This window comes from Trinickia sp. (assembly GCF_057351765.1).
In genome coordinates, this window is sequence record NZ_JBMRBK010000062.1 from 18,010 (window position 1) to 39,728 (window position 21,719).

The window sequence follows — 21,719 nt, forward strand, 5'->3', positions numbered from 1 at the left end:
CGGCCGCGCGCCGGTGGCCGGGCAGCTATAATGCACCGGTTTTGAAGGCGGCACGCGCTCTCGCGCGCATACGGGCACGGCAACGAAGGAACGGGCGAAGGAATCAGTTGGAAACCGAAAATACCCTGCGCAAGGCGATAGGCGAGAGTGGAACGTCGCCCGCATCCGTGCTCAAACGGCTTTGGCCGTACATCAAACCGAACGTGTGGGTCGTGCTGCTGGCGGTCGTCACGATGGGCGTGAGTTCCGCGACCGACGCGGGCATCCCCGCGCTGCTCAAGCCGCTGCTCGACCACGGTTTCGGCGCGAAGGCGAGTGTGAGCGCGAAATGGCTCGTGCCCCTGGCCGTCATCGGGCTCGCGCTCGTGCGCGGCGTATCGCAATATGCGTCCGGGTATCTGCTCTCGTATGTGTCGAACCGCATCTTGCTGCAACTGCGGCTCACGATGTTCGAGCGGATGATCCATACGAGCGCATCGTTCTTTCAGCGGGAGACGGCAAGCACCGTCATCAACGCGATCGTATTCGAGGTCAATCAGATCCTGAGCGTGCTGACCGGCGTGATGGTGACGCTAGTGCGCGATACGCTGACGGTCGTCTTCCTGCTCGGCTACCTCTTTTATCTGAACTGGCGGCTCACGCTCATCGTGGCGGTGATCCTGCCCGGCATCGGCTGGATCGTCAGCAAGATCAACCGGCGTTTGCGCCGTCTCGGACGCGAGCAGCAAACGCTCACCAACGAGCTGTCCTATATCGTCGAAGAGACGGTGGGCGGCTATAAAGTCGTCAAGGTCCACAACGGCGAGCCGTACGAAATCGATCGTTTCACCGAAATGAGCAGGCGCCTGAGGGGCTATGCCATGCGGATGACCGTCTCGGGCGGTCTCGCGCAGCCGCTCACGCAGTTCCTGGCGTCGATCGCACTCGCCATCGTCATTACGATCGCGGTCCTGCAATCGGCGAACGACCAGACGACGGTGGGCGGCTTCGTCGCATTCGTCACTTCCATGCTGCTCGTCATTTCGCCGCTCAAGCATTTGATCGACGTCAATCAGCCGCTGCAGCGTGGGATGACCGCAGCCGAGCTGATCTTCGGCCTCATCGACGAGCCGGCCGAGCCCCACGGCGGTACCCGCGAGCTGCCGAGCTCGCGCGGCGAGATCGAGTTCCGCGACGTGTCGTTCTCCTACGGCACCACCGATCAGCCGATTCTTAAAAACGTCTCGATCAAAGTGGCGCCGGGCGAGATGGTGGCACTCGCCGGGCCGTCGGGCAGCGGCAAGACGACGCTCGTCAACCTGCTGCCGCGCTTTTTCGATCCCACGGACGGAACGATTCTCGTCGACGGTGTGCCGATTGCCGAATACGACATTCACGCCTTGCGCGCTCAGATGGCGATGGTGAGCCAGGACGTCGTGCTGTTCAACGACACCATCGCGGCCAACGTCGCGTACGGCCAGACGCCCGATCGCGAGCGCGTCGACGCGGCGCTGCGGGCGGCCAACCTGGCGGATGCCGTCGCAGCCATGCCGAACGGCATCGATACCGTCATCGGCGGCAATGGCATGCGGCTTTCGGGCGGACAGCGGCAGCGTCTCGCGATTGCGCGGGCGATCTACAAAGATGCGCCGATCCTGATTCTCGACGAAGCGACCTCGGCGCTCGATTCCGAGTCCGAGCGCCATGTGCAGGCTGCACTGGAGACGCTGATGGAAGGCCGTACGACGCTCGTGATCGCGCACCGGCTTTCGACGATCGAGCGGGCCGATCGCATTCTCGTCATGGAAGCGGGCCGCATCGCGGAAGAGGGCAGCCATGCGGATCTGCTGCGACGCGATGGCCTTTACGCGCATCTGCATCGCATCCAGTACCAGCAGCAGGCCGCCTGAGCGGGGTATTACCGCGTGCTCGAAACGCTCGTACCCTGCCGCCCACGCTCAGACACCACCGGTCACGAGCGGTAAGACGGTGAGGTCGGGATGGGTGCCGTCGACGATGCTGCGCCCGATGTGCACCGCCTCTTCCCACGCGGCGGCTTCGCTCTCGAAGGCTTCCTCGCCATCGGCATGAAACGGAACGACGTGACCGGGTAATTTCGGATCGGCGCCCGGATGGCAGACATAACCGATGTACGTATACGGTGACGAGGCCACGGATGACCGGCCGGCGGTCGACGCAGCTTCCGGTTCCTTCACTGGCGTGGCGACATGGATTTCGAAGCCTTCGTATTCGGTCATCCGCCACGCGAGGGTTTCATCAGACATGGCACCGTCTCCCTGCAAGGAGCGGTCAGGCGACAGCGCGGTTGCCGCGCCGGCCGCAAATGTTGCGTTGCCGCGCGGGTCTCAGTGCCGACGCCAGACCCTGTCCCATAGGCGATGACCGCTCGAGCGGCCGAGCCATCGTTCACGCCGGTGCTCGCGTTGATAGTGCGACGCGACGATGACGACGGCGGCAATCAGCAAGACGAGGCCGGTCACGATGCTTTCGATCGATTGGGCCATGAGGACCTCCCGATGACTCACCTGCGTCAGTCAATTCTAGGTGATTTGCGAAGGGGGGGCTGAGGGACTGGCCGCGTTACGTCTGTAACGGGATGACACAAGTCCTCTCGAACGCTATGCGCAACGACGCGCTCTAAGCTGTACGAAGGGGACATATCATGGTCAGATCAATCGTTGCCGTCTTGCTCGCCGCCGGGCTGGCCGGTTGCGTGGTCGATCCGGGCCCGGCCTACTACGGCTACGATCCGGGGTATGGCTACGCACCGGAGTATTACGCGCCGGGCTACTACGCACCCGGCTATTACGCTGGACCGTCGGTCGGCATCGTCGGGGTGTTCGGCGGCGGGGGCCACCATCATCACCACGGCGGGGGGCACGGGCGCCGTTGAGCCGCAAGCGGGCAATTGCGCCAGCGTTACATCAGCACGATGTCGTACTGTTCCTGGCTCAAGTTCGACTCGACCTGCAGCGACACAGGTTTGCCGATGAAATCGATCAGCATCGCGAGATGTTGCGATTCCTCATCGAGAAAAAGATCGATGACTTGCTGTGAGGCGATGACGCGGAACTCGCGCGGATTGAACTGGCGGGACTCGCGCAAAATTTCACGCAGCACGTCGTAGCAGACGGTGCGCGCTGTCTTGACTTGTCCCTTGCCCTGACAAACGGGGCACGGTTCGCACAACACGTGCGCGAGCGATTCGCGCGTGCGCTTGCGCGTCATCTCGACGAGCCCGAGCTGCGAAAAGCCGTTGACGGTCGAACGCGTGCGGTCGCGCGACAGCGCCTTCTTCAACTCGCCGAGCACGGCATCGCGGTGTTCGGCGTTTTCCATGTCGATGAAGTCGATGATGATGATGCCGCCGAGATTGCGCAGCCGCAGTTGCCGCGCGATCGTGTGCGCGGCTTCGAGATTGGTCTTGAAGATCGTGTCGTCGAAATTGCGCGCGCCGACATAGCCGCCGGTATTGACGTCGATGGTCGTCATCGCTTCGGTCTGATCGATCATCAGGTAGCCGCCGGACTTCAGATCGACGCGCCGCGACAGCGCCCGTTGAATTTCCGTTTCGACGTTATAAAGATCGAACAAAGGCCGCTCGCCGATATAGTGGTTGAGCTTCGCACTGACGGCCGGCGTGAATTCGGCCGCGAATTCCACGAGCATTTGATAAGTCTCGCGCGAATCGACTTGAATCCGCGTCGTCTCGTCGTTGACGAAATCGCGTAATACGCGCTGTGCGAGATTGAGGTCCTGATAGAGCAGACTCGTGGGCGGCAGGCGTTGGGCCTGAGCCACGATCGTGGCCCAGGTCTTGCGCAGATAGGCTACGTCGCCCGCCAGCTCTTCGCCCGTGGCATCTTCGGCGATCGTGCGCACGATATAGCCGCCTTTTTCGTCGGCGGGCAGGACCGCGGTCAAGCGCGCGCGAATGGCCTCGCGCTCCGCTTCGTCTTCGATCTTCTGCGAAATGCCGATATGCGGCTCCTGCGGCAGATAGACGAGCGTGCGGCCCGCGATGCTGACTTGCGTCGACAGGCGTGCCCCCTTCGTGCCGATCGGGTCCTTGATCACCTGAACCATCAGCGTCTGCCCCTCGAACACCGTCTTTTCTATCGGCTGCACCGGCCCCGCATGTTCGCCCGCGGCGCGCGGCTGCCAGATATCGGCGACATGCAGGAACGCCGCGCGTTCGAGACCGATATCGATGAACGCGGACTGCATCCCCGGCAACACCCGCACGACCTTACCGAGATAAACGTTCCCCACGCGCCCGCGCGATGCCGTGCGCTCGACGTGAAGTTCCTGCACGGCGCCTTGCTGGACCAGCGCGACGCGCGTTTCCTGCGGAGTGACATTGATCAGAATCTCTTCGTTCATCGGAAGCCTTCGGACGCCTTAGAAGTCGACACGAGCCGCGCGCAGCAACGCAGCTGTCTCAAAAAGGGGCAGACCCATGATACCCGAATAGGATCCGTCGATATGTTCGATGAACTCGGCTGCGCGGCCTTGAATGCCGTACGCGCCGGCCTTGCCGAGCGGCTCGCCTGTACGCGCGTATCGGCGTAGCGCATCGAGGGTGGCCGAGGCGAAACGCACGACCGAGCGCGAAAGCGCGGGGGACAGCAACTCACCCGTACCGTCGACGACCGCAATCGCAGTCAACACCTCGTGATCGCGTCCGGCGAGCCGCGTGAGCATCGTCACCGCATGCTCGACGTCGGTAGGCTTGCCGAGGATCGTGCCGTCGACGGCCACGGTGGTGTCGGCCACGAGGATGGGCGCGGCGCGATGGGCGCCGGCGACGCGGCGCGCGTGGGCCGCTTCGGCTTTCGCGACGGTCACGCGGCGCACATATTGTTCGGCCGACTCGCCTTCGCGTTCGGCTTCGAGCGCTTCGGCGTCTTCGTCGGGCCGGGGCAGCAAGAGCTCGAAGCGCACGCCGAGCTGACCGAGCAGTTCCTGTCGGCGCGGACTTTGCGAAGCGAGGTAGATGGAGGGGTACAGCGAAGAGCCGGACGTCGATGGAGGCATTTGTCGTTCTCGTGATGCGCCGGCCCGCTCCCGAGACGGCGCGTCAGACGCGGTGATAGGGATGATTCTGCGTGATGCTCCACGCGCGGTAAAGCTGTTCGGCCAATAGCACACGCACCATGCCGTGCGGCAACGTCAAACTGGACACGCGCAGCATGAGTTCGGCTCGCCCCTTCAGCTCCGGCGCGAGACCGTCGGCGCCCCCGATCACGAACGACACGTCGCGGCCTTCCTGCTGCCAACCCGGGAGGGCTGCGGCCAACTGCATCGTGGTCCAGTCCTGCCCGCGTTCGTCGAGGGCGACGATGCGCGCGCCTTTCGGCAGGGCCGCCTCGATCCGCTGACGCTCGGCCGCCATGACGCTTTGCGCCGTCCGACTGCCCGTGCGCGGTTCGGGCTTGATCTCGCGCAACTCGATACGCAACTCGGGCGGCATCCGCTTCGCATATTCGTCGAAGCCGCTGGCTATCCACCCCGGCATCTTGTGTCCGACGGCGAGTATCTGCAGTTTCATTCCGAAGCGCCGCGAAGGGGATTACGACGTCTTGCCGCGCCGCTTTGCCGCCGTCTTGCGAGCGGGCGCCGGCCGGCTGTCGGCCGGGCCGTCGTCGTCTTCATCCTCCTCGTCCTCGAGCGGTTCGCTCGCACGCGCGCCGCCGAACGGGTTCGGGCTCGAGAGCTTCACGCGCACAGGTTTGTCGCCCCAGATCTCTTCGAGGTTGTAGTACTGCCGCAGCGCGGGTTGAAGGATATGGACCACGGCGTCGCCGCAATCGACGAGCACCCATTCGCCGATGTCCTCGCCCTCCGTGCTGACGATTTCACCGCCGGCTTCCTTCACCTTGTCGCGAACGCTGGAGGCCAGCGCCTTCGTCTGCCGGTTCGAGGTGCCGCTCGCCACGATGACGCGATCGAAGAGCTCGGTCAGATGGGTTGTGTTGAAGACACGTATGTCTTGCGCTTTGACGTCTTCGAGGCCGTCGACGATCGCGCGTTGCAGTTTGCGAATATCCATGGTTACCGATGGTACAGGTGATGTTGGAGAATGTAGCGCCAGACGGGCTCCGGAACCGAGTCGGGCGCGCCGGGTTGGACGGCATCGTCGTTGCCCCGACCGGAGAGCCGCTCGCGCATTTGCGCGCGAATATCGGTTGCCGATACGTCCAGCGCGAGTGTCGCGTCGATCAACAGGTGACCGGCAGGCCGCGCGCGCAGCACCGCCGCATCTGCCTTGCGCGCGGCCAACTCGCCGGCCAGCGCGGGCGACGCGCTCGTCAGCTCGAATCCAGGCCGTGTAGCCGCCGCGATGTGCGCGAAGTCGAACAAGCGCCGCCATTCGCGCCAGGTATCGAGCCGCAATAATTGATCGGCGCCCATCAGAAGCGAAATCGAGACATCGGCGCCCTCGCGCAGGCGCCAGCGCTCGAGCGTTTCGACCGTGTAAGTGGGACCGGCCTGCTCTATTTCATCGGTGGCCACGCTCACGGCGGTACCGGGCAGCACGAGCGTTGCCGCAGCGGCGCGCGTCATGGCGAGGCGGTGGGCAGCGGCACTGACGTCGGCCTTCTGCCAGGGCTGCCCCGCCGGCAGCAGGACGAGCTCCGTCAGTTGCAGCAACTCGGCAAAGCGCCGGGCCAGTGCCAGATGGCCGTGATGGATGGGATCGAATGTGCCCCCGAGCAGTCCCACACGGCGTGGCAGTTCGCGCGCGCCATCGGTTGAGGCGTCGACTGAGAGATGGGCGACGGGCGAATTCAGGGTGCGGTCCCTTCGTTGGGTTCGTCGAGCCATGCGCGCGGCCGCAGGAAATCGGTATAAAGCTTCGCCTCGTGCGTGCCGGGCTCCGGCTGCCAGCCGTAACGCCAGTTCGCGACGGGAGGCATCGACAGCAGAATCGATTCGGCCCGCCCGCCGCTTTGCAAGCCGAAATGGGTGCCGCGGTCGAAGACGAGATTGAATTCGACGTAACGGCCGCGTCGGTAGTTCTGGAATGCGCGCTCGCGCTCGCCATAGGGCGTCGCCCGGCGCTTGCGCAGGATCGGCAAATAAGCGTTCGCAAAGGCGTCGCCCACGCTGCGCATCATCGCGAACGAGCGCTCGAAGCCGAGAGCGTCGAAGTCGTCGAAGAATATCCCGCCCACGCCGCGCGTTTCGTTTCGATGCTTGAGGAAGAAGTACTCGTCGCACCAGTGCTTGAAGCGGGGATAAAGATCGTCGCCGAACGGCGTGAGCGCGTCGCGGCAAACGCGGTGAAAGTGCTTCGCATCTTCCTCGTAGCCGTAATAGGGCGTGAGGTCCATGCCGCCGCCGAACCAGAACACCGGCGCCTCGCCGGCCTTGGTCGCCACGAGCAGGCGCACGTTCATGTGCGCGGTGGGGCAGTGCGGATTGCGTGGGTGCATGACGAGCGATACGCCCATCGCTTCGAAGCCGCGGCCGGCGAGTTGCGGCCGCGCCGCGCTCGCCGAGGGGGGCAGGGCATCGCCGGCCACATCGGAAAAGCCGATGCCCCCGCGCTCGATCAGTTCGCCCTCTTCGAGGATTTTCGTGACGCCTTCGCCGCGCAGCGATCCGCCAGCGGGGCGCTGCCAGGCGTCGGCCGCAAACGACGCGCCGTCGAGCGCGCCAATGGCGTCCGCCAGGCTCGTTTGCAAGCCCTGCAGGTAGCGGCGCACGGGCGCCGGATCGAAGTTCGCTGCGTCCATGCTCACGATTTCCGGTTCAGGGCGCGGTAGCCGATATCGCGGCGATACTGCATGCCGTCGAACGAAATGCGATTGACCACATCGTAGGCGGCCGATTGCGCGCCGCGCACGGAGTCCGCCAGGCCGACGACGCACAGTACGCGCCCGCCCGAGGTGACGAGCTTGCCGTCGGCGAGCGTCGTCCCGGCATGGAACGTTACCGCGTTTTCGGTTTCCGCGGGAATATCGCCGATCGTATCGCCCTTGCGCGGGGCATCCGGATACCCGTGCGCGGCGAGCACGACACCGAGCGCCGTACGCCGGTCCCACGTCAGCTCGACCGTGTCGAGCGTGCCGGCTACGGCCTGTTCGATCACTTTCGAAAAATCGCCCTTCAAACGCGCCATGATCGGTTGCGTTTCGGGGTCGCCCATGCGGCAGTTGAATTCGAGCGTCTTCGGGTTGCCTTCGGCATCGATCATGAGGCCCGCATAGAGGAAGCCCGTATAGCGGATGCCTTCCTTTTCCATCCCGCGCACGGTCGGCAGAATGATCTCGCGCATCACGCGCGCGTGCAGCTGCGGCGTGACGATCGGCGCAGGCGAATAGGCGCCCATGCCGCCGGTATTGGGGCCGGCATCGCCATCGGCCAGACGTTTGTGGTCCTGGCTCGACGCAAGCGGCAGGACATGCTTGCCGTCGACCATGACGATGAAGCTCGCTTCCTCGCCTTGCAAGCACTCCTCGATGACGACGCGCGCACCGGCATCGCCGAGCTTGTTGTCGGCGAGCATCATGTCGACGGCCGCATGCGCCTCGTCGAGCGTGGTGGCGACGACGACGCCCTTGCCCGCGGCGAGGCCGTCGGCCTTGATGACGATCGGCGCGCCTTGCTTGTCGAGATAGGCGTGGGCCGCTGCCGCGTCGGAGAACGTTTCGTATTCGGCCGTCGGAATGCCGTTGCGCTTCATGAACGCTTTGGCGAAGTCCTTCGAGCTCTCGAGCTGGGCGGCTTCCTTGGTCGGCCCGAAGACCTTGAGGCCACGGCGGCGAAAGAGGTTGACGATGCCCGCGGCAAGCGGCGCCTCGGGACCGACGACGGTCAGCGCGATCTGCTCTTTCTGCGCGAAGTCGGCGAGGGCATCGAGATCGGTGATCGGCACATTGCGCAGACGTTCGTCCTGAGCCGTGCCGCCATTGCCGGGCGCGACATAGACGAGCTGGACGCGCGGCGATTGCGCAAGCTTCCAGGCCAGCGCATGTTCGCGGCCGCCCGAACCGACGACGAGTAGTTTCATATCAATCCCCGAGAACCTAAAAGGGACGGCCGGCGCAGGGCGCCGGCCGCAATATCGGCATTCGATGTGCGCTGGCCCGAACGCACGGGCGCAACGTTGCGCCGCATGCTCCGAGCGCGCGCGTTATTCCTCGGCAATCGACGCGTTCGTGTACACCTCTTGCACGTCGTCGAGGTTCTCGAGCGCGTCGAGCAGTTTTTGCATCTTCACTGCGTCTTCGCCGGTGAATTCGACTTCCGTCTGAGGCTTCATCGTGACTTCCGCGAGTTCGGCCTTGAAACCTGCCGCTTCGAGCGCCGACTTGACCTTCGAGAAGTCATTCGGCGCGCACAGTACTTCGATGCTGCCGTCGTCGTTCGTGACGACGTCGTTCGCGCCGGCCTCGAGCGCGGCTTCCATCAGTTTGTCCTCGGGCGTGCCGGGCGCGAACAGAAACTGGCCGACATGATCGAAGAGAAACGCCACCGAACCGTCCGTGCCCATGTTGCCGCCGAACTTCGAGAACGCGTGCCGCACTTCGGCGACGGTACGCGTGCGATTGTCGGTCATCGTATCGACGATGATCGCGGCGCCGCCGATACCATAGCCCTCGTAGCGAATTTCCTCGTAGCTCGCGCCATCGACACCGCCCACGCCGCGCTGGATCGCGCGGTTGATGTTGTCCTTCGGCATATTGGCGTCGGTCGCCTTGTCGACGGCGAGGCGCAAACGCGGGTTCGAGTCGATATCGCCCCCGCCCATGCGGGCCGCCACTTGAATTTCCTTGATGAGACGCGTCCAGACCTTGCCGCGTTTGGCATCCGCGGCCGCCTTCTTATGCTTGATGTTGGCCCATTTGGAATGACCAGCCATACGTTTCTCCGTGGCGCGTGCCGACCGGGCACACGCATGATGCGTTTTGTCGATTGCGAATCGTGTGAACCGTGCGAGTCCTGCCGATGGTTCAGGTGTCGGGCGGCGTGCCGCGATTGCGCTTCGCTCGATGGTGCCGCGCGTTGTCCGCGATCCCGGGGCCGCGGCGGATAGGGCAGACCGTCCTCAGAGCAGACGTCGATTTTACCATGCCGCGTCGGCGCCGGCGGTCGCTGGCAAGGCCGCGAACGCGCCGGCCGCTTTTCAGTTCTTCGTGCCGAACAGGCGGTCGCCGGCGTCGCCGAGGCCCGGCACGATATAGGCGTGCTCGTTCAGGTGGGAATCGAGCGAGGCGACGAAGAGTTTGACATCCGGATGCGCGCGCTGGAACACCTCGACGCCTTCGGGCGCGGCGACGAGCGCGAGAAAGAGGATGTTCTCGCCGGCCACGTTGCGGCGCTTGAGCACGTCGATGGCATGCACGGCCGAATAGCCGGTGGCGACCATCGGATCGCAGAGGATGAAGATGCGGTCTTCGAGGTCGGGCAGGCGGACGAGATATTCCACGGGCCGATGCGCGTCGTCGCGATAAACGCCGATGTGCCCGACTCGCGCGGAGGGAATCAGCTCGAGCAGTCCGTCGGACATCCCGATGCCCGCGCGCAGCACCGGAACGATGGCGAGCTTCCTACCGGCAATCACGGGCGCATCGACTTCGACGAGCGGCGTGGCGACGCGTTTGGTCGTGATCGGCAGATTGCGCGTGATTTCATAGCCCATCAGCAGCGTGATTTCGCGCAGCAACTCGCGAAACGTGCGCGTCGACGTGTCTTTGTCGCGCATGTGCGTGAGCTTGTGCTGAATCAGCGGATGATCGAGGATGGACAGGTTGGGAAAACGCGGATCTTGTTTCATGGCGGGCGTGGGTGCGTGCCGAGGGCGTGCGGCGGCTCGATGACATTGCCCGCCAGTGTACCGAAAGATCCGCTTCGCGCGTCGCTGCGGGGATTCTTCTACAATCCCGTCAATTCGTCGCATCGACTCAACGAAACACTGGGACATCGCCATGGATCTGGGGCTCGCAGGCAAGACCGCACTCGTATGCGCGGCAAGCAAAGGGTTGGGGCGCGGGTGCGCCGAGGCGCTCGCCGCCGAGGGCGTCGAGTTGGTGATCGTCGCCCGCACGGCCGAGACGCTCGAGGCGAGCGCCGCCGAGATTCGTGCCAAGACGGGCGCGAGCGTGCGCACCGTAGCCTGCGACATCACGACGGCCGAGGGGCGCGCGGCGGCGCTCGCGGCCTGTCCACAGCCCGATATCCTCGTCAACAACGCGGGCGGGCCGCCGGCCGGCGATTTCCGTCAGTTCACGCACGACGACTGGATCCGCGCGCTCGAAGCCAACATGCTCACGCCGATCGCGTTGATCCAGGCGAGCATCGACGGCATGATCGCACGCGGGTTCGGCCGCATCGTCAACATCACGAGCTCGGCCGTCAAGGCGCCGATCGACGTGCTCGGCCTGTCCAACGGCGCGCGCTCGGGGCTCACCGGCTTCGTGGCCGGCGTGGCGCGCAAGGTGGCGGTGCACAACGTGACGATCAACAATCTGCTGCCGGGCCTCTTCGATACCGACCGCATTGCCACCACGTTCAAGGCGCAGGCCGACGCACGCGGCATCAGCATCGGCGAGGCGCGCCGCGAGCGCATGAAAACCATTCCCGCGGGCCGCTTCGGCGAGCCGGGCGAGTTCGGCAAGGCCTGCGCCTTTCTGTGCAGTGTGCATGCGGGCTACATCACGGGCCAGAACTGGCTCATCGACGGCGGCGCGTACCCCGGCACGTTCTGAGCGCTTGGGCGAACCGCTGACCGCTAATGGGTCTCGCGTTGTCGGTTTTCCGTTACATCCAGAGCATTTTTCGCAACAGTAGTCCGATTTGACGGCAAGGAGCCGCTTCATGAGTCCATGCGTCGCATTGATTGCGCACGATCACAAGAAAGACGACATCGTTGCCCTCGCCGGCGAATATGTCGACGTGCTGCGCCGTTGCCGCCTCGTTGCGACAGGCACGACGGGCGGGCGGATTGCCGACGCGCACGGGCTCACCGTCGAGCGCATGCTCTCGGGCCCTTACGGCGGCGATCTGCAAATCGGCGCGCGGCTCGCGGAAGGCGGCGTGGACGTGGTTGTCTTTCTACGCGACCCGCAAACCCCACAGCCGCACGAGCCCGATATCAATGCGCTCGTGCGCGCCTGCGACGTGCACAACGTTCCCTGCGCGACCAACATTGCAACGGCGCGCATGATTCTCGACGCGCTGACGCGGCATCTCGGCGACCGCGCGTAAGCGCGGCGCAAGCGGCGGCGGTTGCGCGCGCCGCGCGTCACACCGAGCAGCACTTACCCAAAGGAGAACATCATGGTCAAGGCAATTCGAATCGAGCGAACGGGCGGACCCGAGGTGATGCAGTGGGTCGACGTTGACGCAGGCGAGCCGGGCCCGGGCGAGGTCCGCGTCAAGCATCATGCGGTAGGGCTCAATTACATCGATGTCTACTTCCGCACGGGGCAATATCCGATGCCGCTGCCGGCAGGCCTCGGCATGGAGGCGGCGGGCGTGGTGAGCGCGACGGGGCCCGGCGTCACGCAGTTCAAGACGGGCGATCGCGTGGCGTACGTCGCGCGCCCGCCCGGCGCCTATGCCGAAGAGCGCGTCTTGCCGATCGCCACGCTGGTCAAACTGCCCGACGCCATTTCGTTCGACGATGCGGCTTCCGCCATGCTGCAGGGGCTGACAGCGCAATACCTGCTGCGCCGGACCTATCGCGTGCAAGCCGGCGACACGATCCTGATCCATGCCGCGGCGGGTGGCGTCGGACTCTTCGTCTGCCAATGGGCAAAGGCGCTCGGCGCGACGGTGATCGGCACGGTGGGTTCGGACGAGAAAGCCGAGTTGGCACGCGCACATGGCTGCGACCATCCAATCGTCTATACGCGCGAGAACTTTGCCGAGCGAGTGAAGGAACTGACGCGCGGCGCGGGCGTGCCTGTCGTCTACGACTCCATCGGCAAGGACACCTACAAGGCCTCGCTCGATTGCCTGGCTCCGCTCGGCTATTTCGTCAGTTTCGGCAGCGCGTCGGGGCCCCTGCCGGCGATCGAGGCGTCGGAGTTGTCCAATCGCGGTTCGCTCTTTTTCACGCGCCCGACACTGTTCAGCTACATGGGCAAGCGTGAATGGCTCGACACGATGGCGGCCGAGCTCTTCGACGTACTGGCTTCGGGCAAGGTCAAGACGAATGTGCGTCAGCGCTATGCGTTGGCGGACGTCGCCACCGCGCACCGCGACCTCGAAGCGCGCAAGACGACGGGCTCGACCCTCCTCATACCCTGAACGAGCCGAGCGCCGCGTGGGCCGCGTTATCCGGCCCCGCTGCCGCAGCCTTGCCGCCGCACCTGTCGATTTTAGCGAGAGCGGACGCGACATCGCCATGTCTATAATGAGACAAAGCCGGGCGAAGCGTGGGGACGGAATGCACGACGTTCGCTGGCGGCAAGTCTAAAGGGAGGAGCGATGCTCAATGCGCTTTCGCTCGGCGCGGGCCTGTCCTGGGCCAGCGGCCTGCGGCTCTATTTGACGGTGCTCCTCGTCGGTGTATTCGACCGGCTGAACATCGTGCATTTGCCCGATTCGCTCGCGGCACTGGCTTCGCCGTGGGTCATCGGCGCCGCGGCTTTTCTCGCTGCCGTCGAGTTCTTCGCCGACCGCATTCCCGCATTCGACTCGCTCTGGGACGCCGTTCATACGTTTATCCGCATTCCGGCCGGCGCACTGCTCGCCGCCGGCGCGCTGGGCCATGCCGATCCGGCCCTCATGACCGTTGCCGCGCTGGCCGGTGGCACGCTCGCCGGTTCCGCCCACCTCACCAAGGCCGGAGCGCGCGCGCTCATCAACTTGTCGCCTGAGCCGTTTTCGAACTGGATCGCTTCGTCGACGGAAGACGTGCTGGTCTGTATTGGTCTCGCGCTCGCGTTTTTCGCACCGGTTGTCCTGCTGGTATTGATGGGTGGCTTCCTCCTTTTTGCCGGCTGGGCGTTGCCGCGGCTGTGGCGCGGCGTGCAGGGCGGATTTCGCGGCATGGCATCGCACATGAGCTCGCGGCTCGGTTCGTTCGGGGGCAAGCGCGATTGAACGATGCGAGCGGTGCGAGCGCTGCCAGTCCCGACCCACGCGCTAGTCGTGGCGCTCGGTTCTTACTCCTGATCCGGCAGGCGCTGCGCATGACCGTGCGCGACTGGCGCGCGGGCGAGCTGACGATGCTCTCGCTCTCGCTCGTGCTCGCGGTGGCGGCATTTGCGAGCGTCGGTTTTCTCGCCGATCGTCTCCAGCAGGGTCTCGAGCGTGATGCCCGGCGCATGATTGCCGCCGATTTCGTCGTGCGCGCCGACCATCCCGTCGATGCCGCATTCGTCGATCGAGCGCACTCGCTCGGGCTGCGCACCGCCACTACGATCATTTTCCCGACCATGGTCGCGGGGGCGAACGGCGCGGCTGGGCAAGACGAGGGCGCTATCGCCAACGCGCGGCTCGCGGCGGTCAAGGCCGTCTCGCCCGGTTATCCGCTGCGCGGTGCGCTGCGCATCGCGTCGGGGCCGACGGCGCCCGATCGCACTGCGCAGGGCATTCCGGCACCGGGTACCGTTTGGGTGGACGCCGAGCTGCTCGGCGCGCTGCATTTGCACGTGGGCGATCGCGTGATGCTCGGATTGCGCACGTTCACGATCGGCGCGGTCATCACGCGCGAGCTCGATCGCGGCTTTGCATTCGTCAACTTTTCGCCGCGCCTCATGATGCGCGCCGATGCGCTGCCTTCGACGGGCCTGCTGGGTTACGGCAGCCGTGTGACTTATCGGCTGCTCGTGGCCGGCGACGACGCGGCGGTTGCCGAGTTCACGCGGTTCGCGCATGCCCGCGTGGATGGCGGAAAAATGCGAGGCGTGGCGCTCGAATCGCTGCAGGAAGGGCAGCCGCAGGTGCGCCTGACGCTCGATCGGGCTGGGCATTTTCTGCGCCTAGTCTCGCTGCTGACGGCATTGCTTGCGGCCGTCGCCATCGCCATGGCTGCGCATCGCTACACGCGGCGGCATCTCGACAGTTGCGCCGTCATGCGTTGTCTGGGCCTTGGGGCCGCGGCGCTGCGCACGCTGGTGGCCCTCGAATTTCTGATCGTCGGCCTGGCCGGGGGCATCGCGGGTGCGGCGCTCGGTTACGCAGGGCATTTCGTGTTGCTCGCGTCGCTTCGACAACTCATCGCCGTCGATTTGCCGCAACCGGGGCTCGCACCGGCGCTCGAAGGCATGGCTGCGGCGCTCGTTTTGCTGATCGGCTTCGCACTGCCGCCGCTCGTCCCACTCACGCGGGTGCCGCCCGTGCGCGTGCTGCGCCGTGAATGGGACGGTCAGGCCCGTACCGCATGGATGGCCTATGCCGCGGGCATCGCGCTCTTCGCCGGGCTGCTCGTGCTCGCGGCGGGCGAGCTCAAGCTGGGCGGCATCGTCGCCGGCGGCTTTGCCGCGACGCTGCTGATCTTTGCGGGCGTTGCGCGCGCGGCGCTGTCGGCCGCCTCGCGCACAGCGCGCAGCGAGCGTGCCGGGGCGCGGCTCCCGGCCGGTGTCGGTTGGCGCTATGCGCTCGCCTCGCTCGAACGGCGCGGTGCGGCCAGCGCGTTGCAGATCACCGCGCTTGCGCTCGGTCTCATGTGCCTGCTGCTGATTGCCATGACGCGCAACGATCTGGTGGCGGGCTGGCGCAAATCGACCCCACCCGATGCGCCGAACGAGTTCCTCATCGATATCCAGCCCGATCAACGTCAGGCTGTCGCGAGCTATCTGAGCGCACACGGCATAGCGGGAGCGACGCTCGAGCCGATGGTGCGTGCGCGGCTGACGACGATCAACGGCAAGCCGGTCGACCCGGGCGCGTATCGGAACGACGATGCGCGGCGCCTCGTGGACCGCGAGTTCAATCTGTCGTACCGCGCCAAGCCGCCCGATGACAACCGGATCGTGCAGGGCCGCTGGTTCGGTGCGGCTCAGCGCTCCGAGATTTCGATCGAGGAGGGCCTCGCGAAGCTGATCGGCGTGAAACTCGGCGACGTACTGCGCTTCGATATCGCCGGCCAATCCGTGGAGGCGCCGATCACGAGCGTGCGCAAGCTCGACTGGGGGTCGTTCAAGGTGAACTTCTTCGTGCTGATGCCGCCCGCCGCACTCGATGCATTTCCAGCGATCTATATCACGAGCTTTCACTTGGCTGCCGAGCGACGCGCGGTACTCGATGGTCTCATCGCCCGCTATCCGAATCTGACGGCCATCGATATCGGCCCGATCCTCGCACAGATCCAGCACATGCTCGAGCAGGTGATCGGCGCGGTGCAGTTTCTGTTTCTCTTCACGTTGGCGGCGGGTCTGCTCGTTCTCTACGCGGCGCTCGCCGGCACGCGCGACGAGCGCATGAGAGAATCGGCCCTGTTGCGCGCGCTGGGCGCTTCGCATGCGCAGGTGCGCGCGGTGCAGGCGGCGGAATTTGTCGTCGTCGGCGCCCTCGCCGGGGCGATGGCGGCGATCGGGGCGCAGGTGCTCGGCTCCGTGCTGGCCACTCGCGTCTTCGATTTCTATCTGGACTTCGATCCGTGGGTGTTGCCCGCCGGCATCGTTGCTGGCATCGCGTGCGCCGGTGTGGGCGGATGGCTCAGTCTGCGGCGCGTGTTGACGCGCCCCGCGGGGCAGACATTGCGCGACGCTTGAACGTTGACTCTTGCATCCCTCGCGCTGCAATTTCTCTTTGTTTTTCCGGCTTTACGTATGACCGACAATACCGACGACTCGCAGCCCGCCCAACCGACGGCATTCGAACTCGTGGGCGGCGAGACACGCGTGCGCGAACTCGTCGACCGTTTCTACGACCTGATGGATCTCGAACCCGAGTTCGCGGGCATTCGAGCATTGCATCCGCCGTCGCTCGACGGCTCGCGCGACAAGCTCTACTGGTTCCTCTGCGGCTGGCTTGGCGGTCCGGACCACTACATCGAACGGTTCGGCCATCCGCGCTTGCGTGCGCGTCATCTGCCATTTGCGATAGCGTCGTCAGAACGCGATCAATGGCTGCGCTGCATGGCTTGGGCCATGGAGGATGCCGGCTTGCCCGAAGCGTTACGCGAGCGGCTGCTGACTGCGTTTTTCGACACTGCGGATTGGATGCGCAACCGGCCCGGTTGAACGGCCGTCCTCGAGCGCGAACGTAATGCGATGCGGTGGCTACGCCAGGAAGTCCCGACCTGAGAGAACTCTGCCTGCCAAACCGGCCCGGTTGAGTAACCGGTACAGTGCTTGGCTATAGGCGATCGAACGCTGCCTGTCCGCGTGTGCCGCGGGGCCGCGATAATGCGATTTTGGAGCGCGGGCGCCCGCCTGTGCCACCGGAAAGAGACTTTCGAGGACCGACTATGACGACCCAAGCGTTATTCCGCGAGGACGCCTATCTGACCCGCTGCGAGGCGACGATCGTCGCGCTCGGCGACGACGGAATCCTGCTCGATCGGACCGTGTTTTATCCGCTCGGCGGCGGTCAGGCGGCCGATACGGGCGCGCTCGTACTCGCCGACGGCACGCGCATTGCGATTGCCGACACACGCAAGGCGAAGTTCGAGGGCGCCACGCCCGACGACGCGTTGCACGTGCCCGCGCCGGGGCAAGAGGCGTTGCTCGCGCGGTTGGGTGCGGGCGAACCGGTCGTGGCCGAGATCGATTGGGAGCGGCGCTACCGGCATATGAAGCTGCATACGGCGAGCCATCTGATGTGCGCGGTGCTGCCTTATCCTGTCGACGGCTGCAGCATTACGGTCGACTACGCGCGGCTCGATTTCGCGACGACGGAGCCGATCGAACGCGAACTCGTCGAGACGCGTCTCGCATCGTTTGTGAAGGGTGAGCACCCGGTGGCCACCGAATGGATTACGGACGACGAGATGGCCGCGCGGCCGGAGCTCGTACGCACGATGAGCGTGAAGCCGCCGATGGGGCTGGGCCGCGTGCGGCTTTTGAGGATTGAAGACGTGGACTTGCAGCCGTGCGGCGGCACGCATGTGCGCAACACGGCGGAGATCGGCGCGCTGCGCGTGGCGAAGCTCGAGAAAAAGAGCGCGCGCACGCGGCGCCTCGTATTGGAGTTTGTGTCATGACGGAACCCGGGATGAGGGAAGCAGGAACCGATTACGACGTGCTCGATCCCACAGCGCGAGCGGTGCTCGACTTCTGGTTCGGCGAGCCGCGATCGCCTCGTTTCGGCCAGGTATGGAATTGCTGGTTCTCGGGCGACGACACGTTCGATGCGCAACTACGCGAACGTTTCGGCGCAACGTTGGCATCGGCGCGACGGGGCGAATACGCTGGGTGGCAGCGTACGCCGCTTGGCACGCTCGCCCTCATCGTCGTGCTCGATCAGTTTTCCCGGAACATACACCGCGGCAGTGCCGAAGCTTTTGCGGCCGATGCACAGGCGGTCGAGGCCGCCCGCCGCATGGTGGCAACACGTGCTGATCGCACGCTGCCGACGCCGCACCACCGCGCGTTTGCCTACTTGCCCTTCGAGCACGACGAATCGCCCGAAAGCCAGGAGACGTCGGTGCGTCTGTTCGGCGAGCTGGCAGACGAGAGCAAAGATGCCGCTGGCTATCTTGGGTACGCTCGCCAGCACGCGGTCATCATCGAGCGCTTCGGACGTTTTCCGCACCGCAATGCGTTGCTCGGTCGTGAATCGAGCGATGAAGAACGCGCGTTTTTGCTCGAGCCCGGGTCGTCGTTTCGATAGCCGGCCAGCGTGGCGTGAGGGGTGCCGTGCCGAGCCCGTGCTAACGCGTTGCCAGCGCTTCGGGCTCTTTCAACCCATAACCGGCGGTGAGCCGCTCGTATTCGGCGATCAATTGGGCACCGAACAGCAGCAGCGTGCCCAGTGCTTCGAGACTGACGAGCACGACGATCGCGGTCGTCATCGATCCGTACACAACGCTCACCTGTGACAACGTCGCAAAATACCAGACCAGTACGCGACGCGTGATCTCCCACAGCGCCGCGGCTGCCACGGCGCCCATGACGGCATGGCGAAACGTGGTGCGTCCCGCCGGAATGATGATGTAGATCGCGGTCAGGACGAATATTTCACCGGCAACGCCACACAGGTAAAGGATGACTCGCGTCGTTCCCGTCAGCGAGACCGCGTGGCCGAGCAGTACCACCCTATCCGACGCGACTGCCTGCAGGCTGCTCGTGACAAACGTGATGAGCAGCACGCCGATGCCGAGCGAGAGACTGAAGCAATACGGGACGATCGCCGATATCAGGAAGTGGCGCCGCCGGATGACAACGCGATGCACGAAGATGATCGACAGTGCGTTTTCGAGCACGGTGAATGCAAGGGAGCTGAAGAAAATCATCGTTACGACGAGGAACCAGCCCACCACCGAGCGATGCGCGAGAAAATTGGCGAGTTCGCCGACGATCGCTTTCGACTGTCCGGGCACCAGCCATCTCAGCAGCCTTTCGAGCGTATCGAGCAGCAGTGCCTGGCCGATCACATGACTGAATGCGATGGCCACCAGAATCAGCAGCGGTACGATCGAAAGCAGTGAATAGTACGCAACCGCGCCTGCGAGAAGAAGGCCTTGATTCTTTCGAAATGCTTTGAGAACTTGGACCGTGAACTGAAAAGGATGACGGGCTACGAAGCGCAATGCCCGCCTTCGCGCCTCCTTTTCAATCCGTTGCGAATGCATTGGCGCGTTCATAGCGCACCGGCAGCCAGCTGATTTCCTTTGGCTTGCGCGTCGCTATTGCCGTCCGGCTGCGAGCGCGCGTGCAACGCCTCGATACAAGCGTCGGTTAGTTCAGTGAAAGAACCGATCGTCGTCTCCTTCGCGGGGCTGCCCGCGGCCGGTTGATCCGGCGCGCTTTGGCGCCGCGCGGCGTCGGGATCCCCGTCAAACGCAATGCCCATGATGAGGTGCGGCGAGCGCGCTCGAAGCCCCCGGACGAGGTTGCGCAGATAGGGAGGCGATTCGCGCCAATCAAGCGTCACGAGACAGATGACGGTGTCGTGACCGATCCGGGTCTCGTCGACGCGTCTGCGCAAGAACCGTTCGGCCGAAAGGGCAGTCGCCTCGATGCCGCGCCGACGCAGCAGTTGCACCAGGATCGTTGCGGCAACGCCGTCGAACTCACCGCGCCCCCTGACACAGAGCACGGTGGCCGGCTCATCAGGTGCTTCGTGCTGGCTGTCGTGAGACTGCCCACGGCGCATGCCGCCCCTCGTGCGCCCGGGCTTGCGCGGCGCGACGCTCAGGCCCGGCGAATCGGCCGATGCGAGCCCCCGGACGACGCCCAGTGCCGCGAGGCGCACGGCCGTGAGTTGGCCGGGCGTGATCACGCCACGCGCGACGTCGCCGCAGGCGAGCCTCAGGCATTCCAGCATGACCGTGTCGTACCAGGCCTCGGGAGAGGATTTTTCGAGCATCGTCGAGGCTTGAGCGAGTGCATCGGGTACGTCGTCGGCCAGCAAACGCTGATAGAGGTTTTCGCCCGGTGTCAGCACCGGATGATCGCCGAACAGCACGTCGAGGAAGGCGACGCGTTCAATGTGGCGCCCGAGCGTCACGAGACAGAGCGTAAGCGGTGTAGACAGCACGAGCCCCACCGGTCCCCATATCCAGCTCCAGAAAATGGCGGCGATGATCACGCCGAACGGCGACAAGCCCGTGCTGTTGCCGTATATCAGCGGCTCGACGAACTGGCTCGCGGTGAGCTCGATCACCGCGAACAGAATCGCAGTCCAGACCGTCATCCACCAGCCGGGCCCGATGGCCGCGGCGAGGATGACCGCGAGGAGCGCCGCCAGCCATGCGCCGATGTAAGGGACGAACCGCAGCAAGGCGGTCAGGACGCCGAATAACAATGCCCCCGGCACACCGATAATCGCGAGCCCGATGCAAATCAGTGCGCCGACGCTCGCATTCATCGCCACTTGAGTAAGAAAATAGCGGCTTAAGCGCCGAGCGGCCTCGTTCATCGCAGTCATGGTGCGATGCAGGTCGCGCACGCCGAAAAGGCGAATGAGCCTGTCGCGCAAATCTTCGCGTTGCAGCAGGATGAAAATCGCGATGACGGCTACGATGCCGGCCGTCTCGAGCGGACTCACCACCGGTGCGACGAAGCGCTGGACGAGTTTCAGCGACGAAGGCCGGGGTTCGATCACCTCGACGGACATCGGCGGGCGGCCCGAGCGGCTGGCCGAGCGGTCGTCGTTGCCCGGCGGTTCAGGAGGGGGCGCAATATGTCTGAGCGCGCCGCTCGCCCGTTTCAGAAGCGCATCCGCGCGGCCGAACGTCTCTTCGTGCAGCAATTTCGCCTTGCGCTCCACCGCGACCTCGTACTGCGGGAGGTCACCGGCCAACTGAGCGATTTGCGCGCCGATGAGGACGCTCGTCGCGGCCAGCACCAACAGCGCAACGAGCACCGCGGCGATGACCGACGGCGCATGGCCGAAACCGACACGCCGCAATGCCGTGGCGAACGGCGCCAGGACGAAGCTCAGCAACACCGCTAATGTGATCGGCATGAGCACGTCGCGCCCGACGTAGAGCGCGCCGATCACCACGACGCCGGCGATCAGCGAAGTCAGTGCTCTAACACCCGGCACCTCGGGCGGCGAGCCACGGTCGCTGCTGCGCCGCGGCGGCATGGGACCAGTCATGATCCATATGCCAAGCAAATGCGATGCCAGGCGGGCGGTCTTTCGTT

The 21,719-nt window shown here is 65.0% G+C and carries 23 protein-coding genes; 10 read left to right on the forward strand and 13 right to left on the reverse strand.

What is annotated here, in order from left to right; all coding sequences use genetic code 11:
- Positions 1-107: 107 nt before the first annotated feature.
- The gene (msbA, locus tag ACO1XS_RS16770) at positions 108-1,889 is read left to right on the forward strand and encodes a lipid A export permease/ATP-binding protein MsbA (protein WP_331571765.1); all 1,782 of its coding nucleotides are present in this window, start codon (positions 108-110) and stop codon (positions 1,887-1,889) included.
- A gap of 48 nt (positions 1,890-1,937) precedes the next feature.
- Here the strand turns inward: msbA and ACO1XS_RS16775 are convergent, their stop codons facing one another.
- Together ACO1XS_RS16775 and ACO1XS_RS16780 are read right to left on the reverse strand one after the other, a co-directional pair.
- The gene (locus ACO1XS_RS16775; protein WP_440558582.1) at positions 1,938-2,264 is read right to left on the reverse strand and encodes a hypothetical protein; all 327 of its coding nucleotides are present in this window, start codon (positions 2,262-2,264) and stop codon (positions 1,938-1,940) included.
- A gap of 81 nt (positions 2,265-2,345) precedes the next feature.
- Positions 2,346-2,504, reverse strand: a complete 159-nt coding sequence (locus ACO1XS_RS16780) for a hypothetical protein (protein WP_486391204.1) — start codon at positions 2,502-2,504, stop codon at positions 2,346-2,348.
- Positions 2,505-2,662: 158 nt separating this feature from the next.
- Between ACO1XS_RS16780 and ACO1XS_RS16785 the strand changes: the two genes are divergently transcribed.
- Entirely contained in the window at positions 2,663-2,893 is a 231-nt protein-coding gene (locus ACO1XS_RS16785) for a hypothetical protein (protein WP_331571761.1), read from the forward strand.
- A 26-nt stretch (positions 2,894-2,919) separates the two neighbouring features.
- Here the strand turns inward: ACO1XS_RS16785 and rng are convergent, their stop codons facing one another.
- The 9 genes from rng to upp form a co-directional block, all read right to left on the reverse strand.
- Positions 2,920-4,383: a ribonuclease G gene (rng, locus tag ACO1XS_RS16790; RefSeq protein WP_331571760.1), complete on the reverse strand. Its 1,464-nt coding sequence runs from the start codon at positions 4,381-4,383 to the stop codon at positions 2,920-2,922.
- 18 nt (positions 4,384-4,401) lie between these two features.
- Positions 4,402-5,037, reverse strand: a complete 636-nt coding sequence (locus ACO1XS_RS16795) for a Maf family protein (protein WP_331571759.1) — start codon at positions 5,035-5,037, stop codon at positions 4,402-4,404.
- Between the two features lie 43 nt (positions 5,038-5,080).
- Positions 5,081-5,551: a 23S rRNA (pseudouridine(1915)-N(3))-methyltransferase RlmH gene (gene rlmH, locus ACO1XS_RS16800; protein WP_331571758.1), complete on the reverse strand. Its 471-nt coding sequence runs from the start codon at positions 5,549-5,551 to the stop codon at positions 5,081-5,083.
- A gap of 21 nt (positions 5,552-5,572) precedes the next feature.
- On the reverse strand, positions 5,573-6,052 hold the full coding sequence (gene rsfS, locus ACO1XS_RS16805) for a ribosome silencing factor (RefSeq protein WP_331571756.1): 480 nt from the start codon (positions 6,050-6,052) through the stop codon (positions 5,573-5,575).
- 2 nt (positions 6,053-6,054) lie between these two features.
- Positions 6,055-6,828 (reverse strand): nicotinate-nucleotide adenylyltransferase, encoded by a 774-nt coding sequence (locus ACO1XS_RS16810; RefSeq protein ID WP_486391205.1) that lies wholly within the window; start codon positions 6,826-6,828, stop codon positions 6,055-6,057.
- Positions 6,792-7,742, reverse strand: a complete 951-nt coding sequence (gene hemF, locus ACO1XS_RS16815; protein ID WP_331571752.1) for an oxygen-dependent coproporphyrinogen oxidase — start codon at positions 7,740-7,742, stop codon at positions 6,792-6,794. The genes ACO1XS_RS16810 and hemF overlap by 37 nt, the downstream gene beginning before the upstream one ends.
- Positions 7,743-7,744: 2 nt before the next feature.
- Complete coding sequence (gene purD, locus ACO1XS_RS16820; RefSeq protein WP_331571750.1) at positions 7,745-9,019, reverse strand: phosphoribosylamine--glycine ligase; 1,275 nt, start codon at positions 9,017-9,019, stop codon at positions 7,745-7,747.
- 123 nt (positions 9,020-9,142) lie between these two features.
- A complete protein-coding gene (locus ACO1XS_RS16825) occupies positions 9,143-9,871 on the reverse strand; it encodes a YebC/PmpR family DNA-binding transcriptional regulator (RefSeq protein ID WP_486391206.1) in 729 nt (242 codons plus the stop codon).
- A 264-nt stretch (positions 9,872-10,135) separates the two neighbouring features.
- Positions 10,136-10,786 (reverse strand): uracil phosphoribosyltransferase, encoded by a 651-nt coding sequence (upp, locus tag ACO1XS_RS16830; protein ID WP_331571746.1) that lies wholly within the window; start codon positions 10,784-10,786, stop codon positions 10,136-10,138.
- A gap of 151 nt (positions 10,787-10,937) precedes the next feature.
- On the opposite strand from upp, the gene ACO1XS_RS16835 reads away from it, so the two are divergent.
- The 8 genes from ACO1XS_RS16835 (at position 10,938) to ACO1XS_RS16870 (ending at position 18,738) form a co-directional block, all read left to right on the forward strand.
- Positions 10,938-11,717, forward strand: a complete 780-nt coding sequence (locus ACO1XS_RS16835) for an SDR family oxidoreductase (RefSeq protein ID WP_331571744.1) — start codon at positions 10,938-10,940, stop codon at positions 11,715-11,717.
- 109 nt (positions 11,718-11,826) lie between these two features.
- Positions 11,827-12,216, forward strand: coding sequence for a methylglyoxal synthase (locus ACO1XS_RS16840; protein ID WP_173256545.1), 390 nt, complete (start codon positions 11,827-11,829; stop codon positions 12,214-12,216).
- Between the two features lie 72 nt (positions 12,217-12,288).
- Positions 12,289-13,263, forward strand: a complete 975-nt coding sequence (locus ACO1XS_RS16845; protein ID WP_331571742.1) for a quinone oxidoreductase family protein — start codon at positions 12,289-12,291, stop codon at positions 13,261-13,263.
- A gap of 180 nt (positions 13,264-13,443) precedes the next feature.
- Complete coding sequence (locus tag ACO1XS_RS16850; protein ID WP_331571740.1) at positions 13,444-14,061, forward strand: DUF4126 domain-containing protein; 618 nt, start codon at positions 13,444-13,446, stop codon at positions 14,059-14,061.
- An 89-nt stretch (positions 14,062-14,150) separates the two neighbouring features.
- Positions 14,151-16,676 (forward strand): ABC transporter permease, encoded by a 2,526-nt coding sequence (locus ACO1XS_RS16855; RefSeq protein WP_486391207.1) that lies wholly within the window; start codon positions 14,151-14,153, stop codon positions 16,674-16,676.
- A 57-nt stretch (positions 16,677-16,733) separates the two neighbouring features.
- On the forward strand, positions 16,734-17,147 hold the full coding sequence (locus ACO1XS_RS16860) for a group II truncated hemoglobin (RefSeq protein WP_486391208.1): 414 nt from the start codon (positions 16,734-16,736) through the stop codon (positions 17,145-17,147).
- Positions 17,148-17,374: 227 nt separating this feature from the next.
- Positions 17,375-18,109: an alanyl-tRNA editing protein gene (locus tag ACO1XS_RS16865; RefSeq protein ID WP_331571734.1), complete on the forward strand. Its 735-nt coding sequence runs from the start codon at positions 17,375-17,377 to the stop codon at positions 18,107-18,109.
- 11 nt (positions 18,110-18,120) lie between these two features.
- A complete protein-coding gene (locus ACO1XS_RS16870; protein WP_486391209.1) occupies positions 18,121-18,738 on the forward strand; it encodes a DUF924 family protein in 618 nt (205 codons plus the stop codon).
- A 40-nt stretch (positions 18,739-18,778) separates the two neighbouring features.
- Here the strand turns inward: ACO1XS_RS16870 and ACO1XS_RS16875 are convergent, their stop codons facing one another.
- Together ACO1XS_RS16875 and ACO1XS_RS16880 are read right to left on the reverse strand one after the other, a co-directional pair.
- A complete protein-coding gene (locus ACO1XS_RS16875; RefSeq protein WP_331571731.1) occupies positions 18,779-19,711 on the reverse strand; it encodes a YihY/virulence factor BrkB family protein in 933 nt (310 codons plus the stop codon).
- Positions 19,708-21,672, reverse strand: a complete 1,965-nt coding sequence (locus ACO1XS_RS16880; protein WP_331571729.1) for an AI-2E family transporter — start codon at positions 21,670-21,672, stop codon at positions 19,708-19,710. Before ACO1XS_RS16880 ends, ACO1XS_RS16875 begins: the two co-directional genes overlap by 4 nt.
- Between the last annotated feature and the right edge of the window lie 47 nt (positions 21,673-21,719).

What these genes read in the sequence shown, in the direction of transcription:
- ACO1XS_RS16775 (WP_440558582.1), bottom strand. Translation starts at nt 2,264, where the DNA reads ATGTCTGATGAAACCCTCGCGTGGCGGATGACCGAATACGAAGGCTTC.
- ACO1XS_RS16780 (WP_486391204.1), bottom strand. Translation starts at nt 2,504, where the DNA reads ATGGCCCAATCGATCGAAAGCATCGTGACCGGCCTCGTCTTGCTGATT.
- ACO1XS_RS16785 (WP_331571761.1), top strand. Translation starts at nt 2,663, where the DNA reads ATGGTCAGATCAATCGTTGCCGTCTTGCTCGCCGCCGGGCTGGCCGGT.
- rng (WP_331571760.1), bottom strand. Translation starts at nt 4,383, where the DNA reads ATGAACGAAGAGATTCTGATCAATGTCACTCCGCAGGAAACGCGCGTC.
- ACO1XS_RS16795 (WP_331571759.1), bottom strand. Translation starts at nt 5,037, where the DNA reads ATGCCTCCATCGACGTCCGGCTCTTCGCTGTACCCCTCCATCTACCTC.
- rlmH (WP_331571758.1), bottom strand. Translation starts at nt 5,551, where the DNA reads ATGAAACTGCAGATACTCGCCGTCGGACACAAGATGCCGGGGTGGATA.
- rsfS (WP_331571756.1), bottom strand. Translation starts at nt 6,052, where the DNA reads ATGGATATTCGCAAACTGCAACGCGCGATCGTCGACGGCCTCGAAGAC.
- ACO1XS_RS16810 (WP_486391205.1), bottom strand. Translation starts at nt 6,828, where the DNA reads ATGGCTCGACGAACCCAACGAAGGGACCGCACCCTGAATTCGCCCGTC.
- hemF (WP_331571752.1), bottom strand. Translation starts at nt 7,742, where the DNA reads ATGGACGCAGCGAACTTCGATCCGGCGCCCGTGCGCCGCTACCTGCAG.
- purD (WP_331571750.1), bottom strand. Translation starts at nt 9,019, where the DNA reads ATGAAACTACTCGTCGTCGGTTCGGGCGGCCGCGAACATGCGCTGGCC.
- ACO1XS_RS16825 (WP_486391206.1), bottom strand. Translation starts at nt 9,871, where the DNA reads ATGGCTGGTCATTCCAAATGGGCCAACATCAAGCATAAGAAGGCGGCC.
- upp (WP_331571746.1), bottom strand. Translation starts at nt 10,786, where the DNA reads ATGAAACAAGATCCGCGTTTTCCCAACCTGTCCATCCTCGATCATCCG.
- ACO1XS_RS16835 (WP_331571744.1), top strand. Translation starts at nt 10,938, where the DNA reads ATGGATCTGGGGCTCGCAGGCAAGACCGCACTCGTATGCGCGGCAAGC.
- ACO1XS_RS16840 (WP_173256545.1), top strand. Translation starts at nt 11,827, where the DNA reads ATGAGTCCATGCGTCGCATTGATTGCGCACGATCACAAGAAAGACGAC.
- ACO1XS_RS16845 (WP_331571742.1), top strand. Translation starts at nt 12,289, where the DNA reads ATGGTCAAGGCAATTCGAATCGAGCGAACGGGCGGACCCGAGGTGATG.
- ACO1XS_RS16850 (WP_331571740.1), top strand. Translation starts at nt 13,444, where the DNA reads ATGCTCAATGCGCTTTCGCTCGGCGCGGGCCTGTCCTGGGCCAGCGGC.
- ACO1XS_RS16855 (WP_486391207.1), top strand. Translation starts at nt 14,151, where the DNA reads ATGACCGTGCGCGACTGGCGCGCGGGCGAGCTGACGATGCTCTCGCTC.
- ACO1XS_RS16860 (WP_486391208.1), top strand. Translation starts at nt 16,734, where the DNA reads ATGACCGACAATACCGACGACTCGCAGCCCGCCCAACCGACGGCATTC.
- ACO1XS_RS16865 (WP_331571734.1), top strand. Translation starts at nt 17,375, where the DNA reads ATGACGACCCAAGCGTTATTCCGCGAGGACGCCTATCTGACCCGCTGC.
- ACO1XS_RS16870 (WP_486391209.1), top strand. Translation starts at nt 18,121, where the DNA reads ATGAGGGAAGCAGGAACCGATTACGACGTGCTCGATCCCACAGCGCGA.
- ACO1XS_RS16875 (WP_331571731.1), bottom strand. Translation starts at nt 19,711, where the DNA reads ATGAACGCGCCAATGCATTCGCAACGGATTGAAAAGGAGGCGCGAAGG.
- ACO1XS_RS16880 (WP_331571729.1), bottom strand. Translation starts at nt 21,672, where the DNA reads ATGACTGGTCCCATGCCGCCGCGGCGCAGCAGCGACCGTGGCTCGCCG.